The sequence below is a fragment of the Microbulbifer sp. ABH2_005 genome (genome assembly GCF_056160005.1).
In genome coordinates, this window is the sequence record NZ_JBSWWI010000001.1 from 3134525 (window position 1) to 3153114 (window position 18590).

At 51.7% G+C, this 18590-nt stretch carries 14 protein-coding genes and 1 other RNA gene; 9 read left to right on the forward strand and 6 right to left on the reverse strand.

The window, feature by feature from the left end; genetic code table 11:
- Positions 1–48 precede the first annotated feature (48 nt).
- On the forward strand, positions 49–1926 hold the full coding sequence (locus ACXAFI_RS13685) for a DUF885 domain-containing protein (protein ID WP_475109256.1): 1878 nt from the start codon (positions 49–51) through the stop codon (positions 1924–1926).
- Positions 1927–2011: 85 nt separating this feature from the next.
- On the opposite strand, the gene ACXAFI_RS13690 is transcribed toward ACXAFI_RS13685, so the two are convergent.
- The 4 genes from ACXAFI_RS13690 to ACXAFI_RS13705 all read right to left on the reverse strand — a co-directional run bounded on the left by ACXAFI_RS13690 (position 2012) and on the right by ACXAFI_RS13705 (position 6977).
- Positions 2012–3829, reverse strand: a complete 1818-nt coding sequence (locus ACXAFI_RS13690; protein WP_475109257.1) for a DUF885 domain-containing protein — start codon at positions 3827–3829, stop codon at positions 2012–2014.
- 126 nt (positions 3830–3955) lie between these two features.
- On the reverse strand, positions 3956–4891 hold the full coding sequence (locus ACXAFI_RS13695; protein WP_475109258.1) for a universal stress protein: 936 nt from the start codon (positions 4889–4891) through the stop codon (positions 3956–3958).
- Positions 4892–5164: 273 nt separating this feature from the next.
- Positions 5165–5878: a DnaA regulatory inactivator Hda gene (gene hda / locus ACXAFI_RS13700; RefSeq protein ID WP_475109259.1), complete on the reverse strand. Its 714-nt coding sequence runs from the start codon at positions 5876–5878 to the stop codon at positions 5165–5167.
- A 1-nt stretch (position 5879) separates the two neighbouring features.
- Positions 5880–6977, reverse strand: a complete 1098-nt coding sequence (locus ACXAFI_RS13705; protein ID WP_475109260.1) for a DUF2066 domain-containing protein — start codon at positions 6975–6977, stop codon at positions 5880–5882.
- A 276-nt stretch (positions 6978–7253) separates the two neighbouring features.
- Between ACXAFI_RS13705 and purM the strand changes: the two genes are divergently transcribed.
- The 5 genes from purM (at position 7254) to ACXAFI_RS13730 (ending at position 12674) form a co-directional block, all read left to right on the forward strand.
- The gene (gene purM / locus ACXAFI_RS13710) at positions 7254–8315 is read left to right on the forward strand and encodes a phosphoribosylformylglycinamidine cyclo-ligase (protein WP_475109261.1); all 1062 of its coding nucleotides are present in this window, start codon (positions 7254–7256) and stop codon (positions 8313–8315) included.
- A complete protein-coding gene (gene purN / locus ACXAFI_RS13715; protein WP_475109262.1) occupies positions 8315–8968 on the forward strand; it encodes a phosphoribosylglycinamide formyltransferase in 654 nt (217 codons plus the stop codon). Before purM ends, purN begins: the two co-directional genes overlap by 1 nt.
- A gap of 78 nt (positions 8969–9046) precedes the next feature.
- The gene (locus tag ACXAFI_RS13720; protein WP_475109263.1) at positions 9047–9766 is read left to right on the forward strand and encodes a DUF3108 domain-containing protein; all 720 of its coding nucleotides are present in this window, start codon (positions 9047–9049) and stop codon (positions 9764–9766) included.
- Positions 9767–10013: 247 nt separating this feature from the next.
- On the forward strand, positions 10014–11423 hold the full coding sequence (locus ACXAFI_RS13725) for an OmpP1/FadL family transporter (RefSeq protein WP_475109264.1): 1410 nt from the start codon (positions 10014–10016) through the stop codon (positions 11421–11423).
- A 417-nt stretch (positions 11424–11840) separates the two neighbouring features.
- A complete protein-coding gene (locus ACXAFI_RS13730) occupies positions 11841–12674 on the forward strand; it encodes a type IV pili methyl-accepting chemotaxis transducer N-terminal domain-containing protein (protein ID WP_475109265.1) in 834 nt (277 codons plus the stop codon).
- A 74-nt stretch (positions 12675–12748) separates the two neighbouring features.
- Here the strand turns inward: ACXAFI_RS13730 and ACXAFI_RS13735 are convergent, their stop codons facing one another.
- Both ACXAFI_RS13735 and ffs read right to left on the reverse strand, forming a co-directional pair.
- Entirely contained in the window at positions 12749–14611 is a 1863-nt protein-coding gene (locus tag ACXAFI_RS13735) for a M2 family metallopeptidase (protein ID WP_475109266.1), read from the reverse strand.
- Between the two features lie 257 nt (positions 14612–14868).
- Positions 14869–14966, reverse strand: an RNA gene (gene ffs, locus ACXAFI_RS13740) — signal recognition particle sRNA small type.
- Between the two features lie 129 nt (positions 14967–15095).
- Here ffs and ACXAFI_RS13745 point away from each other — a divergent pair.
- The 3 genes from ACXAFI_RS13745 to ACXAFI_RS13755 all read left to right on the forward strand — a co-directional run bounded on the left by ACXAFI_RS13745 (position 15096) and on the right by ACXAFI_RS13755 (position 18376).
- A complete protein-coding gene (locus tag ACXAFI_RS13745; protein ID WP_475109267.1) occupies positions 15096–15947 on the forward strand; it encodes a 6-carboxytetrahydropterin synthase in 852 nt (283 codons plus the stop codon).
- 54 nt (positions 15948–16001) lie between these two features.
- On the forward strand, positions 16002–16718 hold the full coding sequence (locus ACXAFI_RS13750; protein WP_475109268.1) for a 16S rRNA (uracil(1498)-N(3))-methyltransferase: 717 nt from the start codon (positions 16002–16004) through the stop codon (positions 16716–16718).
- Between the two features lie 305 nt (positions 16719–17023).
- On the forward strand, positions 17024–18376 hold the full coding sequence (locus ACXAFI_RS13755) for a substrate-binding domain-containing protein (protein WP_475109269.1): 1353 nt from the start codon (positions 17024–17026) through the stop codon (positions 18374–18376).
- The last annotated feature ends 214 nt before the right edge of the window (positions 18377–18590 follow it).

Sequence of the window (18590 nt, forward strand, 5' to 3'; positions counted from 1 at the left end):
TAAGTGGTACAAAGTAGCAATTATTATCCGAACACTGGGAATATGCTTATGAAGTTGAAACCAACCCTGATCGCAGCCGCCATAAGCGCGCTGGTTATCAGCGGCTGTGACCGCGGTGCCCCCGAAGCTGCGCAACAGAATGCGGCCTCCGTCACTGCGGAAAGCAAGTCCACTCAAGACAGCACTGCCAAGGTGAGCCAAGAGGCCATCAAGCAAGTTAACCAGATGTTCGAGGACTTCTTCCAGGAGCACCTGTCTCGCAGTCCTGAATTCAAAACCTTCCTGGGCAAGAAAGAAGATTACGATAAGTGGGATAATCTCTCCCCAGAATTCGCCAAAGAGACGCTGGAAATCAACAAGCGCCAGCTCGCCGAGCTGAATAAGGTTGACCCCAATACCCTGGATGAAGCAACCCGCCTGAGTCTGCGTCTTGCCAAGCGCAATCTGGAGCAGGATATTGAAGGCTACAAGTGGCGCAACCACTACTACCCTGTCAACCAGATGTATGCCACCCACACCAGTGCGGCTTCCCTGCTGATCAGCCAGCACCGCATCGATGACGTGAGTGATGCCGAGGCCTACATCGCCCGTCTGAACGGCATGCCCCAATACTTTGCCCAACTGGAAGAAAACCTGAAAGCCAATGCCAAGGCCGGCACCATTGTGCCGAAGTTTGTCTTCCCCTATGTGATTAGCGATTCACAAAACCTGATCAGCGGCGCACCTTTTGAAGGTGAAAAAGACAGCCCGCTTTTTGCTGATTTCAAAGGCAAGGTAGAGAAACTCGAGATTAGCGCCGAACAGAAAAAAGCGCTGATCGATAAAGCCAGCACGGCTTTGCAAGAGAGCGCTGGCCCGGCTTACAAAAAACTGATCAGCTACTTACAGGAACTGGAAAAGAAAGCCACTACCGATGACGGCGCCTGGAAGCTGGCCAACGGTGATGACTTTTACAAGTTCCGCCTGGGCGTATACACCACCACCGATATGACTGCCGACGAGATCCACCAGACTGGTCTCAAGGAAGTGGCGCGAATTCACGATGAAATGCGCGAGATTATGCGCAAAGTGAAGTTCGAGGGTAACCTGCAGGAATTCTTCGAGTTCATGCGTACCGACAAGCAGTTCTACTACCCAACTTCTGAGGAGGGTAAAGCGGAATACCTGGAGAAGGCTACCGCTATTATCGATACGATGAAGGGCCGTCTGGACGAGCTGTTTATCACCAAGCCCAAGGCCGACCTGGATGTGAGAGCTGTGGAACCTTTCCGCGAAAAATCCGCAGGTAAGGCTTTCTATCAGCGTCCGGCACCGGATGGCTCACGCCCAGGTATCTACTACGCCAACCTGTATAACATGGAGGATATGCCCACCTACCAAATGGAAGCACTGGCTTACCATGAAGGCATCCCCGGCCATCACATGCAACTCTCTATCGCCCAAGAGCTGCAGGATATCCCCAAGTTCCGTAAATACGGTGGCTACACCGCCTACACCGAAGGCTGGGGCCTCTATTCTGAGCTGGTACCTAAGGAATTGGGCTTCTATGAAGATCCCTATTCCGACTTTGGCCGCCTAGCTATGGAACTGTGGCGTGCCGGCCGCCTGGTTGTAGACACCGGCCTTCACGCCAAGAAGTGGACTCGCGAACAGGCCATCGATTACTTGGTAGAAAATACACCGAACCCGAAAGGCGATGTGGTTAAAGCCATCGAGCGTTACATCGTAATGCCCGGTCAGGCGACGGCTTACAAAATCGGTATGCTGAAAATTATTGAGCTGCGTGAGAAAGCCAAAACGCAACTGGGTGACAAATTCGATGTGCGTGGTTTCCACGACACTATCTTGGCTAACGGTGCGGTACCGCTGAACGTTCTCGAAGAGTTGGTGGATAATTGGGTTGCCGGTGTTAAAGCGAAAAGCTAACTTCACCGGGTAAATAGTGCCCAATGAAAAAGGCCACTCTCAGAGTGGCCTTTTTTACAGCTACAAAAAGTAATTAAAAATTACTTTATCCTTTTTTTGTGGCAATCCAGCCATCTACTTGACGCTCCAAAACTGCCAATGGCAGGGCGCCGTTGGTCAGCACCACATTGTGGAATTGACGAACATCAAAGGCCTCGCCCAACTCTGCCTGAGCTCGATCGCGCAATTGCAGAATTTTTAACATTCCAGCCTTATAGGCCAGCGCCTGTCCAGGCATAACCAGGTAACGTTCAATTTCAGTGGTCACTTCGGTTTCTGTCATACCGGTTTTTTCCACCATATATTCGATAGCTTCTTCACGATCCCAACGCTTGTAGTGCATACCGGTATCCACCACCAAACGCACAGCACGGAACATCTCGGCCTGCAATCGGCCAAGATCATCGTAGGGGTTTTCCTGGAAACCCGCCTCCTTGGCAACCTGCTCAGCATAAAGTGCCCATCCCTCGGCATAAGCCGTAAACAGACCCAGCTTGCGGAAAGTGGGTACACCTTTTAGCTCCTGGGCAATCGCCAACTGGAAGTGGTGGCCGGGAACCGCTTCGTGATAGGCCAGCGTGCGCATACCAAATTTCTTGGTTTCATGTACATCGCGCAGGTTTGCATAGAAAACCCCCGGACGGGAGCCATCCATGGCCGGAGGATTGTAGTAAGCCCCCGGCGCGCCCTGCTCTTTGAATTCTGGTACACGCCGTACTTCAACCCCCATCGCCGGTTTCACATCGAAGTAGTCTCCCAGCCCAGCATTAATCTCATCGATCATCACTTGGTAGTCGGCAACTATTTGCTCACGGCCCTCGTCCGAATCTTCATATAAAAACTGGGGATCATTGTTAATTGCCGAGAAGCGGGCGCTGATACTGCCGCTATCCTGCCCAATCGATGAGAAAATACGATTCATCTCCCCTTCTATTCTTGCTACTTCCTCAACACCAATCTGGTGCAGCTCCTCAGGGGACAAATCCGTTGTAGTATGACTGCGCACCTGATAAGCGTAGAACTCATCGCCATCAGGAAGCGCCCAAACACCATTATTTTCGGTAACCTCGGGCTGTAACTCACGGTAGTAAGCAATCAGACTCTTATAGGCAGGATATACCTCTGCATCGATCAGGGCTTCTCCCTGATCGAGGATACGTACACGCTCCTCATCCTCCAGGCCTTCGATCTTATTGAGACGCTCTTCCAGGGAGGTATAAAGAATATTCTCATGGGCCGGTACGGCAATAAAATCCTGCATCTCCTCCAACACACTGTCGATGACAAAGCGCGGAGGCAGAATGTTTTTTCCTTCGCGAACTTTTAGGCCATCAAGTACCTGTGAAAATTTACGGTCGACCTCACTCAGGCGGGAAAGATAATAGTCGGCTTCTTTAATATTATGAATCTGGTGCACTTCCGCGAGAAATTCCGGCAGGCTGTTTTGCACACCAAACATCTGGTTGAGCGGATAATCGTGGTGTTTCCAGCGCTCGCCTTCCACCATATTGCCAAGGAAATAGGCAAAAACATCGTAAGAGATGGCTTGCTGGCCATCCATACCTGCACGATCATACTCCTGCAATACGGCAAGCTCATCCTTAATCATCTGCATCTGGCGCTGCTGTTCTACCTCAGAGACATCATCAAGATGGGCGTTGTGTCCATCGATCCCAAACTGTTCGAGCAACCGCAATTGAGAGAGGATTTCCGGGCTGGTACTGCCGAGCTTGAAAAAAGCCCGTTCAAAATAAACATCTATCGACCAAGGCTTAAAATAGATCGCGTTGACCGCAAAAACAGAAACCGCCGCAACCCCCAATAACAAAATACCACCAAGCCATTTGGCTAAGGTTTTAATCATTTTTTATTCTCCTAATTTAGATATTGCGGTTCTAACGCCTCCCCGCCCCATGACGGCCCCGCCCAGAGAGCGCTATGGTCGGCCATAAAACCATCTTGCCGACACACCGCATTCCCATATTAAGCACTATATCTTGATGGGAGAAACAAAATCACTGGGCTTTAACGCAAGCAGAGAGCAAGTCACCTTTTGCAGGATATTCTCTGCGGTGTTTCCCATAATAAAGCCAGGGATACCGGCACGCCCCACAGTACCCATGATAAGGAGATCCAACCCCTCCTCATCAATCAATAAAGGGATATAGTTATCCGGGTGGGCAATCACATGATGGACCTGAATATCACCTCCGATACCTGAGGCCCGAATCAGTACATCCAATTTTGAACGGTGTTGAGCACGAGCTGCCTCGGTGGCCTGGTCCAACTCCTCTTCGGATGCACTGATGGGGAAGTGACGGCGCAAATACTCGTCAACATCGTAATCCCAGCAGGAAACAACATGCAGAGTGCCGTTACAACTGTCTGCCAACACCCGTGCCCAGCGTAATAAGCGAATTGCCAGATCGTAGGTACTACCCTCATCACACTCGGGATCAATCGCCACTGCTACCCGTATCTCTGTGTGCGTGCGCTCTATGGGGCGACACAGCCAAACCGGGCAGGGGCACTTCCGTAACAGCTCCATATCAATGGCTTTAAAGCCTTTGAGCTGAGTCAGCCCCTCCACATTCTTGATCACCAGGTCGTAGCCCTCTGTGAGCACGCGGCGAATAACCCTCTCCGCGGGGCGAGGACCACAGTCCGACTCAATTTCCATCTGCACCTGGTCCTTTGACAGGTTCATCCGCTCCCGAGCCGCTGCAATCCCTCCATTTACCCGCTCCAGCATTGCCTTAACACAAAAGTTACTGAAATCCTCGAACCCCTCCGGCACCGCTGGGCAGACCAACAACACCTTAATTTCCGCCTGGTTGTTGCGGGCGATAGCAAATGCCTGTAGCAGCCCACTGGACTCATCTTCAGCGGCATGGCTCACATAGAGGACTTTATGAATATTTGGCATAACAATTTCCTCAAACTGTGGGCATTGGAGGTAAAAACAGGCGGAAACCTCCATGCGACCCCTGTGGCCACCACCATTTAATACTGTGGCAGCGGTCCAATTCACAGAGGGAGACTTTACAAGCCAGATTGGTCGCCGGTACAAGGGAGACAAGCAAGAGCACTAAGAAAGGGCAACCAGCAAAGTGGAGCTTAGTAGCTACAGGGGGCTGCGGCCCGGGAGGCCCTTGCTCCCGGGTCAACTATTTGGATTGCAGGGTTGCTTGGATATGCCTTAGATATCCAGTACCTGCTTTACAAAGGGAATGGTGATTTTACGCTGTGCCATCAGGGAGGCTCTATCCAACTGCTCCAGCAATAGGAACAGTGCGCGGGTATCTCTAGGCGCACGGTGCAAAATATATTGGGCAACATCTTCCGGCAGGTCGAAACCGCGCAGGCGGCTTCGCCTGCGCAGGGCAGCGACCTTGTCCCGATCATTCATTGGCTGCAGCTGGAATACCAGCGACCACTGCAGGCGCGAAAGCAGGTCTGCCAGGGAAATATCCATCCCCCGAGGGGATTTACGCGCCCCTAATAACAGCTGCCTGCCACTATCCCTGACCCGGTTATACAAATGGAACATCGCCGTCTGCCACTCGGGCTGCCCTTCTAACAGGTGCAGGTCATCAATACACACCAGGTCGAGCTGCTCAAGGCCATCGAGAAGTACAACTGGGTCCATGGTCATTAATTCGGCCATGGGGATGTATTGGAAACTGCGGCCATTGGCCTCGGCACTCTGGCAGGCGGACTGCAGTAGATGGCTGACGCCGCTACCCGCATCCCCCCAGATATAAATCACCGCTTCGGGATTTTGTCCACTGGCGAACGACTGCAGTAGGGCTACAACCTGGCGGTTGGGGTCCGACTCAGACAGATAAAAGTTATCGAAAGTGGCATCGTCTCGCAGGGATACCCCCAGCGGCAGCTGTTGCGGAATACTCATTTCAGTCCCAGCGATAGCGCAACGGATTATCAGCGCTGCCCAGGGGTGCACGGTATCCATTCAATTCAATGGCATCCCCGTCCCCATGTGCCCGCAGCTTATGATTTAACGCCAAAGCATCGCGTAAGCTGCGGAGTCCCACAGTAGCGGCCAGCGCTAAGCGCATCCGATCCCCCTCCACTGATAGGAGATCTGCACTGCTCACCTGTGCCAGCCCCTGCAAATAGGCCGAGGCCTCTGCGTAATCGGCAAAGCTATCTACACCGGATAGCTCCACAAAAATTGAACCCTGTTGGGCATCTTCAACACCGGGGCGCACCGCATAGCGCTGGGCGAGAAGATTAGCCATCTGGTTGACGCCTCGCAGCGCAACCTCTTCCAAGGAGCCGCCATTACTGTCAAAAGCGTAACTGCGGCCACCATGTAGTAACAACCAATCGGCTTGCCAGCGGCGTCCCGAAGCCTGGAGTAGACGCCCCATCAAAGTGGCATCCGGCCTGTAACGCAAACCGGCACGCTCAGCGGCCTGCTCGCTCTGCGCCCAGAGGTCACCCAAAGGCATATTGTGTTGATCGTTGAGGTCCATCACCGGGAAATCCAGGGGCACGCCGCGCTCCACGGCCATGGCATCCAATACTGAAAAGAGCTCTGGAGCATCTTCTTCACGGAGGATACTGCGCCCCTCTTTTAGGGTATCCACCGCCATCCACACAAGTGTGCCGGGGCGGTTATTGGGCCACATGGGTAACCCCAACTGATGTATTTGCCTGGAGATAGCCTGAGGGTCGAAAGAGAGATGAAGGTAGAGTTGGTTGTCTTCGCTAGTGTAGCGATAGCCTTGTATAAAATGCTGAGCTTTCTGCAAAATAGGCTTTAGGTTTGGGTTGTTGCCGATAGCAGCATCCCCGGTGACACGCACAAATACCCGCTCCAGCCCCCGGCTGCCGGCACTCGCGCGGTCTGTAGCCCCACGGCTCGGTACAGCCTCGACTACTTCATACAGGTCCGAGATAACTCGGGCCTGGACTGGCAGAATTAGGGCGCCGAACAACAGGACCAAAAACTGCAACACCAATCCCTGCCGGAGCAGCTTGTGCATAGGATTTCTCTCCAAACCTCATTCCAGCCCGTGAGCTTGCACGAAATCGTTGTTGTTGCGCAAGACGCAAAAATCCACGGTCGGGATAAAAATTGGGGCTATTGTATCAGCGTCAGCGACTTCTCTCAGCCCCGAGTTCTCACTATTGGAGGGTTTATCGCCGTTTACTTGGGGATAAATACCAGATTCCTACATTGAGATGCCCACTGGGCGTGGCTACCGGACCAAGACCCGGCTAGAATACGCGCCCTTCGAATACCCACCGCAGGAAGAATCATGAGCGATTCCAAGCCGCAATCCACTGAAACATCTCTCTCTTATAAAGACGCCGGTGTCGATATCGACGCGGGTAACGCCCTGGTAGAGCGTATCAAGCATGTCGCCAAGCGCACTTCCCGCCCGGAAGTCATGGGCGGCCTGGGCGGGTTTGGCGCTTTGTGCCAACTTCCCAGCGGCTACAAAGAGCCAGTCCTGGTTTCCGGTACCGATGGCGTGGGCACCAAATTGCGCCTGGCCATGGACCTGGGCATTCACGACACCATTGGCATCGACCTGGTTGCCATGTGTGTGAACGACCTGGTCGTAGCCGGCGCCGAACCGCTGTTCTTCCTCGACTACTACGCCAGCGGCAAGCTGAATGTGGATATTGCCGCTGAAGTTGTCACCGGTATCGGCAAGGGCTGCGAGCTCGCGGGCTGCGCCCTGGTCGGTGGCGAAACCGCCGAGATGCCGGGAATGTACGAAGGCGACGACTACGATCTAGCCGGCTTCTGCACCGGTGTCGTGGAGAAGTCAGAGATCATTGATGGCAAAAAGGTGAAAAGTGGAGACGTGCTCATTGGACTCGCTTCCAGCGGCCCCCACTCCAATGGCTACTCCTTGATCCGAAAAGTCCTCGAGGTTAGTGGCGCCGATTTACAACAGGAACTGGGCGGCGAAACGCTTGCCAAGGCATTGATGGCCCCCACGCGCATCTATGTTAAAAATCTGCTGCAACTGATGAAGAGCGTCCAGGTAAATGCCCTCAGCCATATCACCGGCGGCGGCCTGCTGGAAAACCTGCCCCGCGTCCTCCCGGAAGGTTGCCTCGCTCGCGTAGACGTCACCAGTTGGGAGATGCCCGAGGTATTCCGCTGGCTCCAGCAGGCGGGCAATATTGACGCACGCGAAATGTACCGCACCTTTAACTGTGGTCTCGGCATGGTGATCTGCATTCCAGCAGAACAAGCCGATAAAGCGCTGCAAGCGCTGAAAGAAGCCGGCGAAGACGCTTTCGTAGTGGGCAAAATCGAAGATGCCGCTGCAGGCGCAGAAGCCGTAGAGCTGGCGGGCCTGTAATGTCACAAGGAGTATGCAAAGTTGCCGTACTGATCTCCGGTAGCGGCAGCAACTTGCAGGCGCTCCTGGATGCCTCGGCGAATGCCGGGGCAGACTTCTCCGTCTGCACAGTAATCAGCAACAAGCCCGAGGCCTTCGGTCTCAAGCGCGCTGCCGAAGCCGGGGTTCCCACAATGGTGGTTGATCACCGCAACTTCTCCGGCAGAGAAAGTTTCGACCAGGCACTGATCGCAGAAATCGACAGCCATCAGCCAGACTTGGTTGTCCTGGCCGGATTTATGCGTATCCTCACGCCCGAGTTTGTTCGCCACTACAGCGGCCGCCTCCTCAATATCCACCCCTCCCTACTGCCGAAATACCAAGGGCTAAACACACATCAGCGTACCCTGGAAGCTGGAGATAGCGAGCACGGCGTTACTGTCCACTTTGTCACCGAAGAACTCGATGGCGGCCCCCCCATTGTTCAGGCCGCTGTGCCTATAAAGGAGGGGGATACTCCCGACTCCCTGGCAAAGCGGGTCCAGGTACAGGAACACATCATCTACCCCATGGCTGTATCCTGGTTTGCTCAAGGGCGCCTAAAGATGCTGGGGGACCGCTCGCAACTGGACGGTGAGCTTCTGCCGCCAAGCGGGGCCCGGATAGACAGCTAGCCCAAGCCAAGCTGGCGGGATTAGCCCTGCAATGTACTTTGCGGTTCCCGCCAGCTAGTATTCAAGGAGATTCAGATTTTGCGAGGCTCTGTCGTGCGCATTTTTATCTCCTCTCTGTTTTTCCTTCTTCTCTCCAGTCAATCAATTGCCAGCCAGCTGGAGCCTTTTAAGGCGACCTATACCGCAAGGTACAACGGCATCAGCGTCACTGCCACCCGCGAACTCACAGGCCAAGAAGGCAACTGGCGACTGGACTTTAAGACCTCAGCGCTCTTTGCCAGCATTAAAGAGTACTCTCGCTTCACCAACCAGGACGGGAGTATCACTCCCTACCACTACGAATATCGCAGAAAGGGTCTTGGCCGCGATCGCGGCACCGTTCTCAGTTTTGAGCCCGATAAAAATATGGTCCTCAATGTCTCCAATCCCGAGCGAGACATGGAAAATGTGCCGCCAAACATCCTGGATAAATTGAGCTATCAAATGCAACTGGCGCTAGATGTCGCCGCAGGCAAAGAAAACCTCCAGTACGAAGTCGCCGATGGCAAAAAGATTCGCAAATATACTTTCGCCCAGGAAGGAACCGAAGTGGTGAAAACACCTATGGGGAAAATAGAAGCCATAAAGGTGCGCCGAGTAAGAAATGCCGACTCAGAAAGAGAGACGACCGTCTGGATTGCCCCCCAGTGGAACTACGCCCTGGTGAAACTGGTGCAACTGGAAGAAAATGGCAAAAAATACCAAATCACCTTGAAAAATCTTTCCATCAACGGCAAAACTGTCGGTGCAGGCCAATAAATTACCATTTTTTTACAGAGGCAAAAAAAATATTCACATTTAATGGATTTTTGCCTCTGTTCTCTTTATAAAGTGACTCCTTTCCCTTGCGCGGGCAATTCCTTATTGCCTACCCTGTTTTAAAGCGAGGGATTTGCTACAAAAAAGGAAGGTATCTATATAAATCTAATGGCCTTCCTTCCATATCTTGGCATTTCCAATGCTAATTTTGGTTTTCAGTAATCAGCAGACTAAGAGATGGGCTCTCATGAATAAGAAATACCTGCGACATGCAGTTCTAGCCGCAGCAATCGGCTCCGTTTCCCAAGGCGCTATGGCCGCGGGCTTCTATCTACAGGAAACCAGCGCATCCGGCCTTGGCCGTGCCTTCGCTGCCGAGAACACAATCGGTGATAACGCCTCCATCCTAGCCCGCAACCCGGCGGGTTCTGCACTGTTTGACACTTACACTTTGACTGGCGGTATCACCTACGTCGACCCTGAAATCGATGTGGCCGGCGATGTTACTTACTACCTACCTGTTGATGTTGGTCCCGACGGCATCATTTATGCTGAATCTAGCGCTGTAGCCGACGCAAGCGACTACGCCAGCAGCGCCTTTATCCCCAACGGGTATCTAGCAGCACCAATCAATGACGATTGGTCCTGGGGCCTGGCCATGTATACTGACTTCGGCCTGGAAACTGATTTCCCCGACGACTTCCCCGGCACCACCATCGCTAACAAAACAAGCCTGCTGACCCTGAATATTCAGCCGTCTGTTGCCTACAGTATTAATGATGCCTTTAGTATTGGCGCCTCTATTAACTTTCTCTACGCTGATGCAGAATTAAAAACGGCCTTTCCCACTGATTTCCCCTTAGGCGCCACCATAGAGAGAGTATCGGGCGTAAACCCTGAAGGGGCCACCATTCTGGAGGTGAAAGGTGATGGCTGGGATGTAAGCTGGAGTATTGGCGCCCTGTGGAATATTGATGACAATACCCGCGCAGGCATTTCTTACCACGCCAAATACGATCCCAAGTTAAAGGGTGACGTTAATTCAGATGTCACACCCTCAGACGCCCCATTTGACGATGCCAGTGGCAACTTAACCCTGAACTTACCCGATACTCTGGAGCTTGGACTGTACCACCGCTTCGAAAATAATTGGGCCATCGCCTTTGGCTATATGTACACCAACTGGAGCCGCTTTGAGCGTCTTGAGGCTTTCATCCCATCAGGCGGCGAAGACTTCAACCCTCTCCTGATTAAAGAAGAGAACTTTGTAAGCGGTTCCCGTTACAGTCTTGCCGCTGAGTACTTCTACAATGACAAGGTAACGGTACGCTTTGGTTATGCCCACGACGAGGGCGCAGCTCGCGACGGCTTCAACCTCCACGAAGAAGAAACTATTAGGGAAGAAACCGGCTTAGATCTGCCCGTCACTTGGCGTACTCTCTCTATCCCCGATACTGACCGTCAGTGGCTAACCATAGGTGGCACCTACACGCACAATAACCGCTTGAGTGTGGATGCCGGCTTCGCCTACCTCTGGGGAGATGATGAGCTTATTCAGGAAGTCAGCAACTTGAATGGGTTTGTAACCTACTACGATGGCGGCACCACCAAAACCGAGGCCTGGCTATTCAGCGCAGCTGTAAACTACAGCTTCTAATCGCCCTCTCTCTCGGTATAAGAAAGGCTCTACTTCGGTAGGGCCTTTTTTAATTTCCCTCTCAACTATCTTCCATTCTCACTCTCTTCTCGCCTTCTCCCTTCTCCCCGCCCTGAATATCTCTACCACTAAAGAATTAGCCCAAAGAAAAGTGGTTAGATATCTACCGACAAAAATTTGTTATACCTTCCTGCACAAACAAAACAATCCTTGAAATCGATTTATTATTAAAAACAAATAAACCAAATGCACGCTCTCAAAAAAAGAATAAGCCTACCGAGCCGCAAAAGAAAAAATACCGAATTATTTTTTGCGATCCATCATGGTGTGCAACGGCAGCATTTCTAAAATAAAGCTCTAAGTCTTCACCTTAAAAATTCAAGAACCTGGAACACACAAAACGCCAATAGAAAGCACTTGAAAAACCACCAAAACAGAAGCAGACCAAAACTCAAGAGTGAAACCATGAAGTTCTCCGCAGCATTTCTCCTAATAATGATAAGCCTGGATGTTTCAGCATTAACCATGGGTGAAGCAATTAATATAGCGGGACGCCAACGAATGCTGTCCCAACGAATCACACAAGCTTATATTCTCTGCGGTATACAGTCCGATGCTCAGCGCCACCAAAAGGTCTTAACGCGATCAGTACAGGAGTTTGAGCGAAACAACCAGAAACTCGGCACATTCCCCGCAGCAGTAAAAATTAGAAGCCAATTAGAAAAAGTAAGGAATGAATGGCGAGATTTTAAGGAAATCAGCCTGCAGCCAGTCAGCAAGGAGGGAGCAACGGAGTTATTCCAACGCAGCAATAGACTTTTATCAGAAGCTCATATTTACGTTGTAAAACTACAGCAACTGGCTAATCACAATTCGGCTGAACTGATCAATATTGCCGGTCGACAGCGCATGCTCTCACAACGAATTGGCAAAAACTACGCCGCTAAAATTTGGGGGATTTCTCCAGAGGATGCAGAGAGTGGACTGCACCAAGATCTTGTCGAGTACTCTAGCCGCCTAACCCAGCTTCTTGAAAGCCCTTTCAATACCCCAGATATCAACCGCAACTTACAGAAAGCTAAAGATCACCTTAGCTATGCCAGCCGTGGATTTGAGGGGGAGATGAAGATCTCTGAAAAGCGCCAGATTCAGGTGATCACAGGCACTACAGATTTGATGCTTCGCAATATGAACGTTATTACCGCTCAATATGCAGAACTGCTAGATTCCAATGAAACTCTTGTACAGTAATCAGCAGAACAACACCCATAAAAAAGGGGAGTTACACTCCCCTTTCCCGTCAGACAAACCTATAAGGCGCTAACTTACCAACCGCACTGACGGCCTTTGTTCTGCTCTTTCAAGTAAGCCATCAAAGGCTGGAAGTAATCGATAATGGCAGAAGCATCCAGATCGCGCTGGCCGGTCAAAGCTTCCATCGCATCCGGCCAGGGCTTGCTAGCACCCATCGCCAACATGGTACGCAATTTCTTACCCGCTTCATCATTTTGATAAATGGAGCAGCGATGCAATGGTCCAGTCTCACCAGCGGCTTCACACAGCGCGCGATGGAATTGGAACTGCTGGATGCGGGCCAGGAAATAGCGAGCGTAAGGCGTGTTACCGGGGATATGGTACTTGGCACCCGGATCGAAGTTCGCTTCAGTGCGCTCTACCGGAGCCTGAATACCCTGATAGTCCTCGCGCAGCTTCCACCAGGCCTTATTGTAATCAGCCGGTTGAACCTCACCATTGAAAACCTGCCAGCGCCACTTATCTACCAACAAACCAAATGGCAGAAATGCAATTTTATCCAGCGCCTGCTGCATCAGGTAACCGATGTCTTTACTCTCATCCGGCACCTCATCCATCAAGCCAATTTCCTTCAGATATTTAGGCGTGATAGACAGAGCGATAGTATCGCCAACAGCCTCGTGGAAGCCATCGTTGGCACCCTCTTTATAGAGGAAGGGCTGCTCCTTATAAATGCGCTGGTAGAAGTTGTGCCCCAGCTCATGATGGATAGTGACCAGGTCTTCGCCAGTCTTGTTAATGCACATCTTGATACGGATATCATCCTGGCCGTCCATATTCCAGGCACTGGCGTGACAAACAACATCACGATCGCGAGGCTGGGTGAACTGAGAGCGCTCCCAGAAAGTCTCCGGCAATGGCTTGAAGCCGAGAGAAGTAAAGAACTTCTCACCTGCCTTAACCATATCCTGTTCGCTCATACCTGAATCAACCACGAGCTGGGTCAGGTCGTAGGGTGCCTGCATATCATCGTCTTTGACCAGGTCATAGACATTGCCCCACTCTTGAGCCCACATATTGCCAAGAAGGTGTGCGGGGATCTTACCCTGAGCAGGTACTACCTCATCACCGTAGTGCTCATTCAGCTTGGCGCGCACATGACAGTGCAATGCCTCATACAAAGGTTTCACTTTGTTCCACTGCGCATCCATATCGGCAGCGAAGGCATCGGGCTCCATATCGTATTTGGAGCGCCAGAAAACACTCAGGTTGTCGTAGCCCAACTCTTCAGTACCGGCATTACCGATCTCCACTTGGCGCTCATATAGCGGCTTCATAGGCGGGGAAACTTTACGCCAGCCAACCCACAAATCCTTGAGCAGCTCTGGGTCGCGATTGGTCGCCATTACCTGGCCCATCTCGGTCAGGGTGTAACACTTATCAGCCCCCTGTTCTTCCCGGCAGTACTTGCCGGCGCCATACATTCCCTGCATTTTCGAGCCGATCTGGGCCAGCTCTGCCGTCAGGGCGGGATCTTTCGGCGCCGGGAATACCAGTCCCTGCTTCAGCATGGTCAGCTTGCGGCGGGTATCTGGATCGAGCTTCAGATCATTGAATTTAGCCGCCTCTGAAGCGAGCTCTACAGCCATGGTCGTATAGCGCTCAGAAGCGAGAGCCTCCACATACTGCGAGTCAAGATTGATATAGGTAGATGCCAACCAAGCGGCGTGACTCATTTCCTGGGCCATTTTCTCCAGGCGGGCCTGTGCATCATCAAGGAATGCTTTGGCATCCTCAGCTGTCAGTGGACTCTTTTTGGCCGCAGGGCTTTCTGCAGTGGCCTGCGCCACCCCCATGGATTTTTGTGACTGCTGGCCGCTGTCACAGGCAGACAGCGCGACTGCAGCTGCAATGGCAAGAGCAACTTTCTTCATCTTCCCCTCAGATAATCATTATTGGGCCTAGTTATAACTGTCGCCGTTTATAGCATAAGCCTGCCGTTACCAGCGATGGTAAGCCCTAAAGTTAAATGCAGATCGGCACAAAATCTCCCATATTTGCCGTTTTCTGGGGAAAAATACGGTGCTATCGGAAACAACAGGCCGACGGGAGCAGTCAGAGCGAACGACGATGAGATACAGGAATAAAGGAAATGGGGGATCAGTAAAAAGGAGGGCATTTAAGGAGGCGGCCCAACCAGCAACACCCTCGGCACATGATACCACTGCTACCGTTGCTCCCTTCCGGGCCTGGCGGGGTTCACAGCTGTTCATTGCGAGGGGACCGGAAGGGCCACCACAACGATCTTCGGTGCATCCGAAGAGGGCGCGATTATAGAGGGTTAAAGGCGCGAGTTCCAGCCCTATTAACAGGTTATAATAGGCGACTACTACTTTACCCCCTTCTGAAGAGTTACCCATGCACCTGTTTGTCGATAATTTGACCAATGTTGATTTCAGCTACCTGGACCATCAGCGCGGCCTCGTAGGCGAAACCTGGCTGGCGAATGCCGCCCTGGATGGCGCACTCGATAACCAGGGTATGGTTTGCGATTTTGGTATCGTTAAAAAGACATTGCGCCATTGGTTAGATGATCAGCTCGACCATCGCCTCTTGGTTCCCACCCTTGCCCCCGGTCTGACACTGACCCATCAAGATGGCAATATCTCTCTTGAGTGGCTGCTCGCGAGTGGAGAACAAATCTCAGTATCGGGACCGGGGCAGGCATTCGCCCTGGTGGAAAGTGACATTATCAATGCAGAAAATGTTGCCCGCTGGAGTGTGCAACAACTGGCCAGCTCCTTCCCCGCCAGTGTCGAACAGCTCAAGCTGTCGTTTGAAGACGAGCAAATCCAGGATGCTTTTTATCACTACAGCCACGGCCTGAAAAAACACCAGGGTAACTGCCAGCGCATTGCCCACGGCCACCGCTCCCGAATCCAAATATTTGTCGAGGGAAATCGAGACGAGCAATTAGAGCAAGAGTGGGCGCAACGCTGGAAAGATATTTATTTGGGCACCCGGGAAGATCTTTGCCAAGACGATAACGAAAATACACACAGCCTAACCTTCGCCTATCGAGCCCAACAGGGAGATTTCACGCTAGAGTTACCCGCTAGTGCTTGTGAAATTTTGGATTGCGATACCACCGTTGAGCAATTGGCTCAATATATCGCCACAACTCTCGCAGAAAAGCACCCGGGCGTTGAAATCAAGGTTCGCGCCTATGAGGGCCTCGGTAAGGGCGCCATTGCCAGTACTAAGCGGTGAGCGGTGAAGACTCATTCGCAACAGTAATTTTCTATAGTCTCAAGAGACCCGGTTTTGAACCTGATTCTTTTACATGAAGCTGACTTTATCAGCTCCGATATCGTCCGCCTCTCCGGCCGCAGGCTGGAACATATTATCAAAGTTCACCGGGCCGAGCCCGGCCAGCAACTGCGCGTGGGCCTGCTGAATGGAAATATCGGCTCTGGGCAAATTGCCAGTCTCGACGATCAACAGGTAGAGCTGCGGGTGGAACTAACAAGGAATCCGCCTCCACCTCCACCAATCACCCTGATCCTGGCACTGCCACGCCCCAAAATGCTGAAGCGCATTATTCAGCATATCACTGCACTGGGAGTTAAGAAGCTGGTCTTGATCAATAGCTACCGGGTGGAAAAATCCTATTGGCAAACCCCCTGGCTGGACGAGAAGAAACTGTTCGAACAATGCCTGCTCGGACTTGAACAGGCTGTCGATACTCAAATGCCGGAAATTCTCTTGCGCAAACGCTTTAAACCCTTCGTAGAGGATGAGCTACCCGAACTCTCTCAAGGTTCACACAAATTGGTGGCCCACCCTATCGGTGGCACGTCCTGTCCAATGGACCTCAGTGAGAACTGCACCTTGGCGATTGGCCCCGAAGGGGGATTTATTGCCTACGAAGTTGAAAAGCTCAAAGAAGCCGGATTCCATTCTGTACACTTGGGCCCACGGATTCTCCGGGTAGAGACGGCTCTGCCAGTTCTGGTAAGCCGACTTTTTCCCTCCAGTTAGTAATAACAAACCCAAAGGAAAAATCTCGCGGAGTAGTCACAAGCCAGCTTCATAACGCTTGATGGTGCTTGTGACCCGCATTTCTCAAATTTCTCACCAACGTTTAATGTCGCTAACCTTTTTGCATTCAAAAAGCCTCGGCAACATGACCTCTTGATTGCTCCAGTTTATTGCTCCAGCGCCATGACCTGCGCTGAACTTAAGTTTGAGACTTTTGCACGCTTTATTCATCAAGATTTCATCATTTTGTCATAAATAAGACATATTTTGCGGCCTCGTTTTACTTCCCTAGGGTCCAGGATCACATGTACCTATTTTTTCAGCGATTATGCCGCTCAATAACATTTCTTCTTGTTTGCCTTCTAAGCCCAATTGTCTCTGCCGCAGTCTCGCCTTTTTCTTCAGACAGCAATGGAAAATTATTCAGCCTACACGGCTCTAATACCATTGGTGCTCAGCTGGCGCCCAGCTTGGTTCACGACTATTTCACTGCGAAGGGAGCCACTGATATCAGTATCAAGCCACTCGGAACTCCCAACGAAGTGCGAGTGCAGGCAAAAGTTGGCAATAACACTGTATTTGTCGATATAGCTGCTCACGGTTCCAGCACTGGTTTTAAGGGACTCAAACTGGCTCAAGCAGATATCGCCATGGCTTCGCGCCCTATCAAAGACAGCGAGTTCAGCGCCCTAAGCCAAATGGGTGATATGCGCAGCCGCAAGGCTGAACATGTCATTGCTATTGATGGACTGGCGATTATCGTGCATCCGCGCAACCCTATTAACCAACTGACCTTACAGGAAATCAGTGCTATTTTTTCCGGCCAAATAAAAGACTGGTCGGAACTTGGCAAAGGCAAGGGCCGCATTAATATTTATGCGCGAGATGATCAGTCCGGGACCTGGGATACCTTTAAAAGCCTGGTGCTAGGCAAGCGCTACTCTCTCTCCAGCAGGGCCAAGCGCTATGAGTCCAACGATCAACTTTCCGACCTTGTTACTTCAGACCCGCGCGGAATCGGTTTTGTTGGGCTAGCATCCATTCGTCAGGCAAAATCCGTAGCCGTTTCCGATCAAAATACACTCCCACAGGCTCCTGAGCACCTGACCATCGCTACGGAAGACTACCCCCTGTCGCGCCGCCTTTTCTTATACACTCCAGTCTATTCCTCCAACTCAACAGCAGAAGAATTTCTACGTTTTGTACAGAGTGAGTCGGGGCAAGAGCAGGTGAAATCCTCCGGGTTCGTCGCGCAAACTCCCATCGGCTTTAAACCAGAGGAGTCTCGGGAAGGACCAAGTGAATATTTGGAACTGACTCGAAATGCTGAGCGCCTCAGTATTAATTTCCGATTTTCAGAGGGCAGCGCCTCACTGGACAACAAGGCTCAGCAGGATATTGAGAGACTGGCAAAGTTTATGGAAAAACCGCAAAACCAGGGACGAGAACTATTACTTATCGGGTTTGGCGATGAAAAAGTCAGCCCAGAGCGTTCGGTTATCCTATCCAAACTTCGCGCAGTGACCGTCCGCTCAGCTCTGCGCGATCATAAAATCAATACCGCTCCCGTTCAGGGCTTTGGAGCCTACCTCCCTATTGCCTCTAATAATTCCAGAGCCAAAATCAAGAACCGCCGAGTTGAAGTCTGGCTGTTCTAACCCTTAAAACCCGGCCAGGCTCAGGGAAGAAGAGACGATAGAAACTGGGCGCATAAACAACCGTGGGGAGGCTAGAGAGACCTCCCCTTTTTTATTTCGATACCGATAATTGTATTGATTAAGGGGAGAAATACGGTTGGGAAGTGGACTATTTATCTTGCAGTAACACCGGCCCCGATAAAGGACAGCAATACAGCAGTCATAAAAAAGCCGC

What these genes read in the sequence shown, in the direction of transcription:
- ACXAFI_RS13745 (WP_475109267.1), top strand. Translation starts at nt 15,096, where the DNA reads ATGCACCTGTTTGTCGATAATTTGACCAATGTTGATTTCAGCTACCTG.
- ACXAFI_RS13695 (WP_475109258.1), bottom strand. Translation starts at nt 4,891, where the DNA reads ATGCCAAATATTCATAAAGTCCTCTATGTGAGCCATGCCGCTGAAGAT.
- ACXAFI_RS13685 (WP_475109256.1), top strand. Translation starts at nt 49, where the DNA reads ATGAAGTTGAAACCAACCCTGATCGCAGCCGCCATAAGCGCGCTGGTT.
- hda (WP_475109259.1), bottom strand. Translation starts at nt 5,878, where the DNA reads ATGAGTATTCCGCAACAGCTGCCGCTGGGGGTATCCCTGCGAGACGAT.
- ACXAFI_RS13690 (WP_475109257.1), bottom strand. Translation starts at nt 3,829, where the DNA reads ATGATTAAAACCTTAGCCAAATGGCTTGGTGGTATTTTGTTATTGGGG.
- purM (WP_475109261.1), top strand. Translation starts at nt 7,254, where the DNA reads ATGAGCGATTCCAAGCCGCAATCCACTGAAACATCTCTCTCTTATAAA.
- ACXAFI_RS13725 (WP_475109264.1), top strand. Translation starts at nt 10,014, where the DNA reads ATGAATAAGAAATACCTGCGACATGCAGTTCTAGCCGCAGCAATCGGC.
- ACXAFI_RS13705 (WP_475109260.1), bottom strand. Translation starts at nt 6,977, where the DNA reads ATGCACAAGCTGCTCCGGCAGGGATTGGTGTTGCAGTTTTTGGTCCTG.
- purN (WP_475109262.1), top strand. Translation starts at nt 8,315, where the DNA reads ATGTCACAAGGAGTATGCAAAGTTGCCGTACTGATCTCCGGTAGCGGC.
- ACXAFI_RS13755 (WP_475109269.1), top strand. Translation starts at nt 17,024, where the DNA reads ATGTACCTATTTTTTCAGCGATTATGCCGCTCAATAACATTTCTTCTT.
- ACXAFI_RS13735 (WP_475109266.1), bottom strand. Translation starts at nt 14,611, where the DNA reads ATGAAGAAAGTTGCTCTTGCCATTGCAGCTGCAGTCGCGCTGTCTGCC.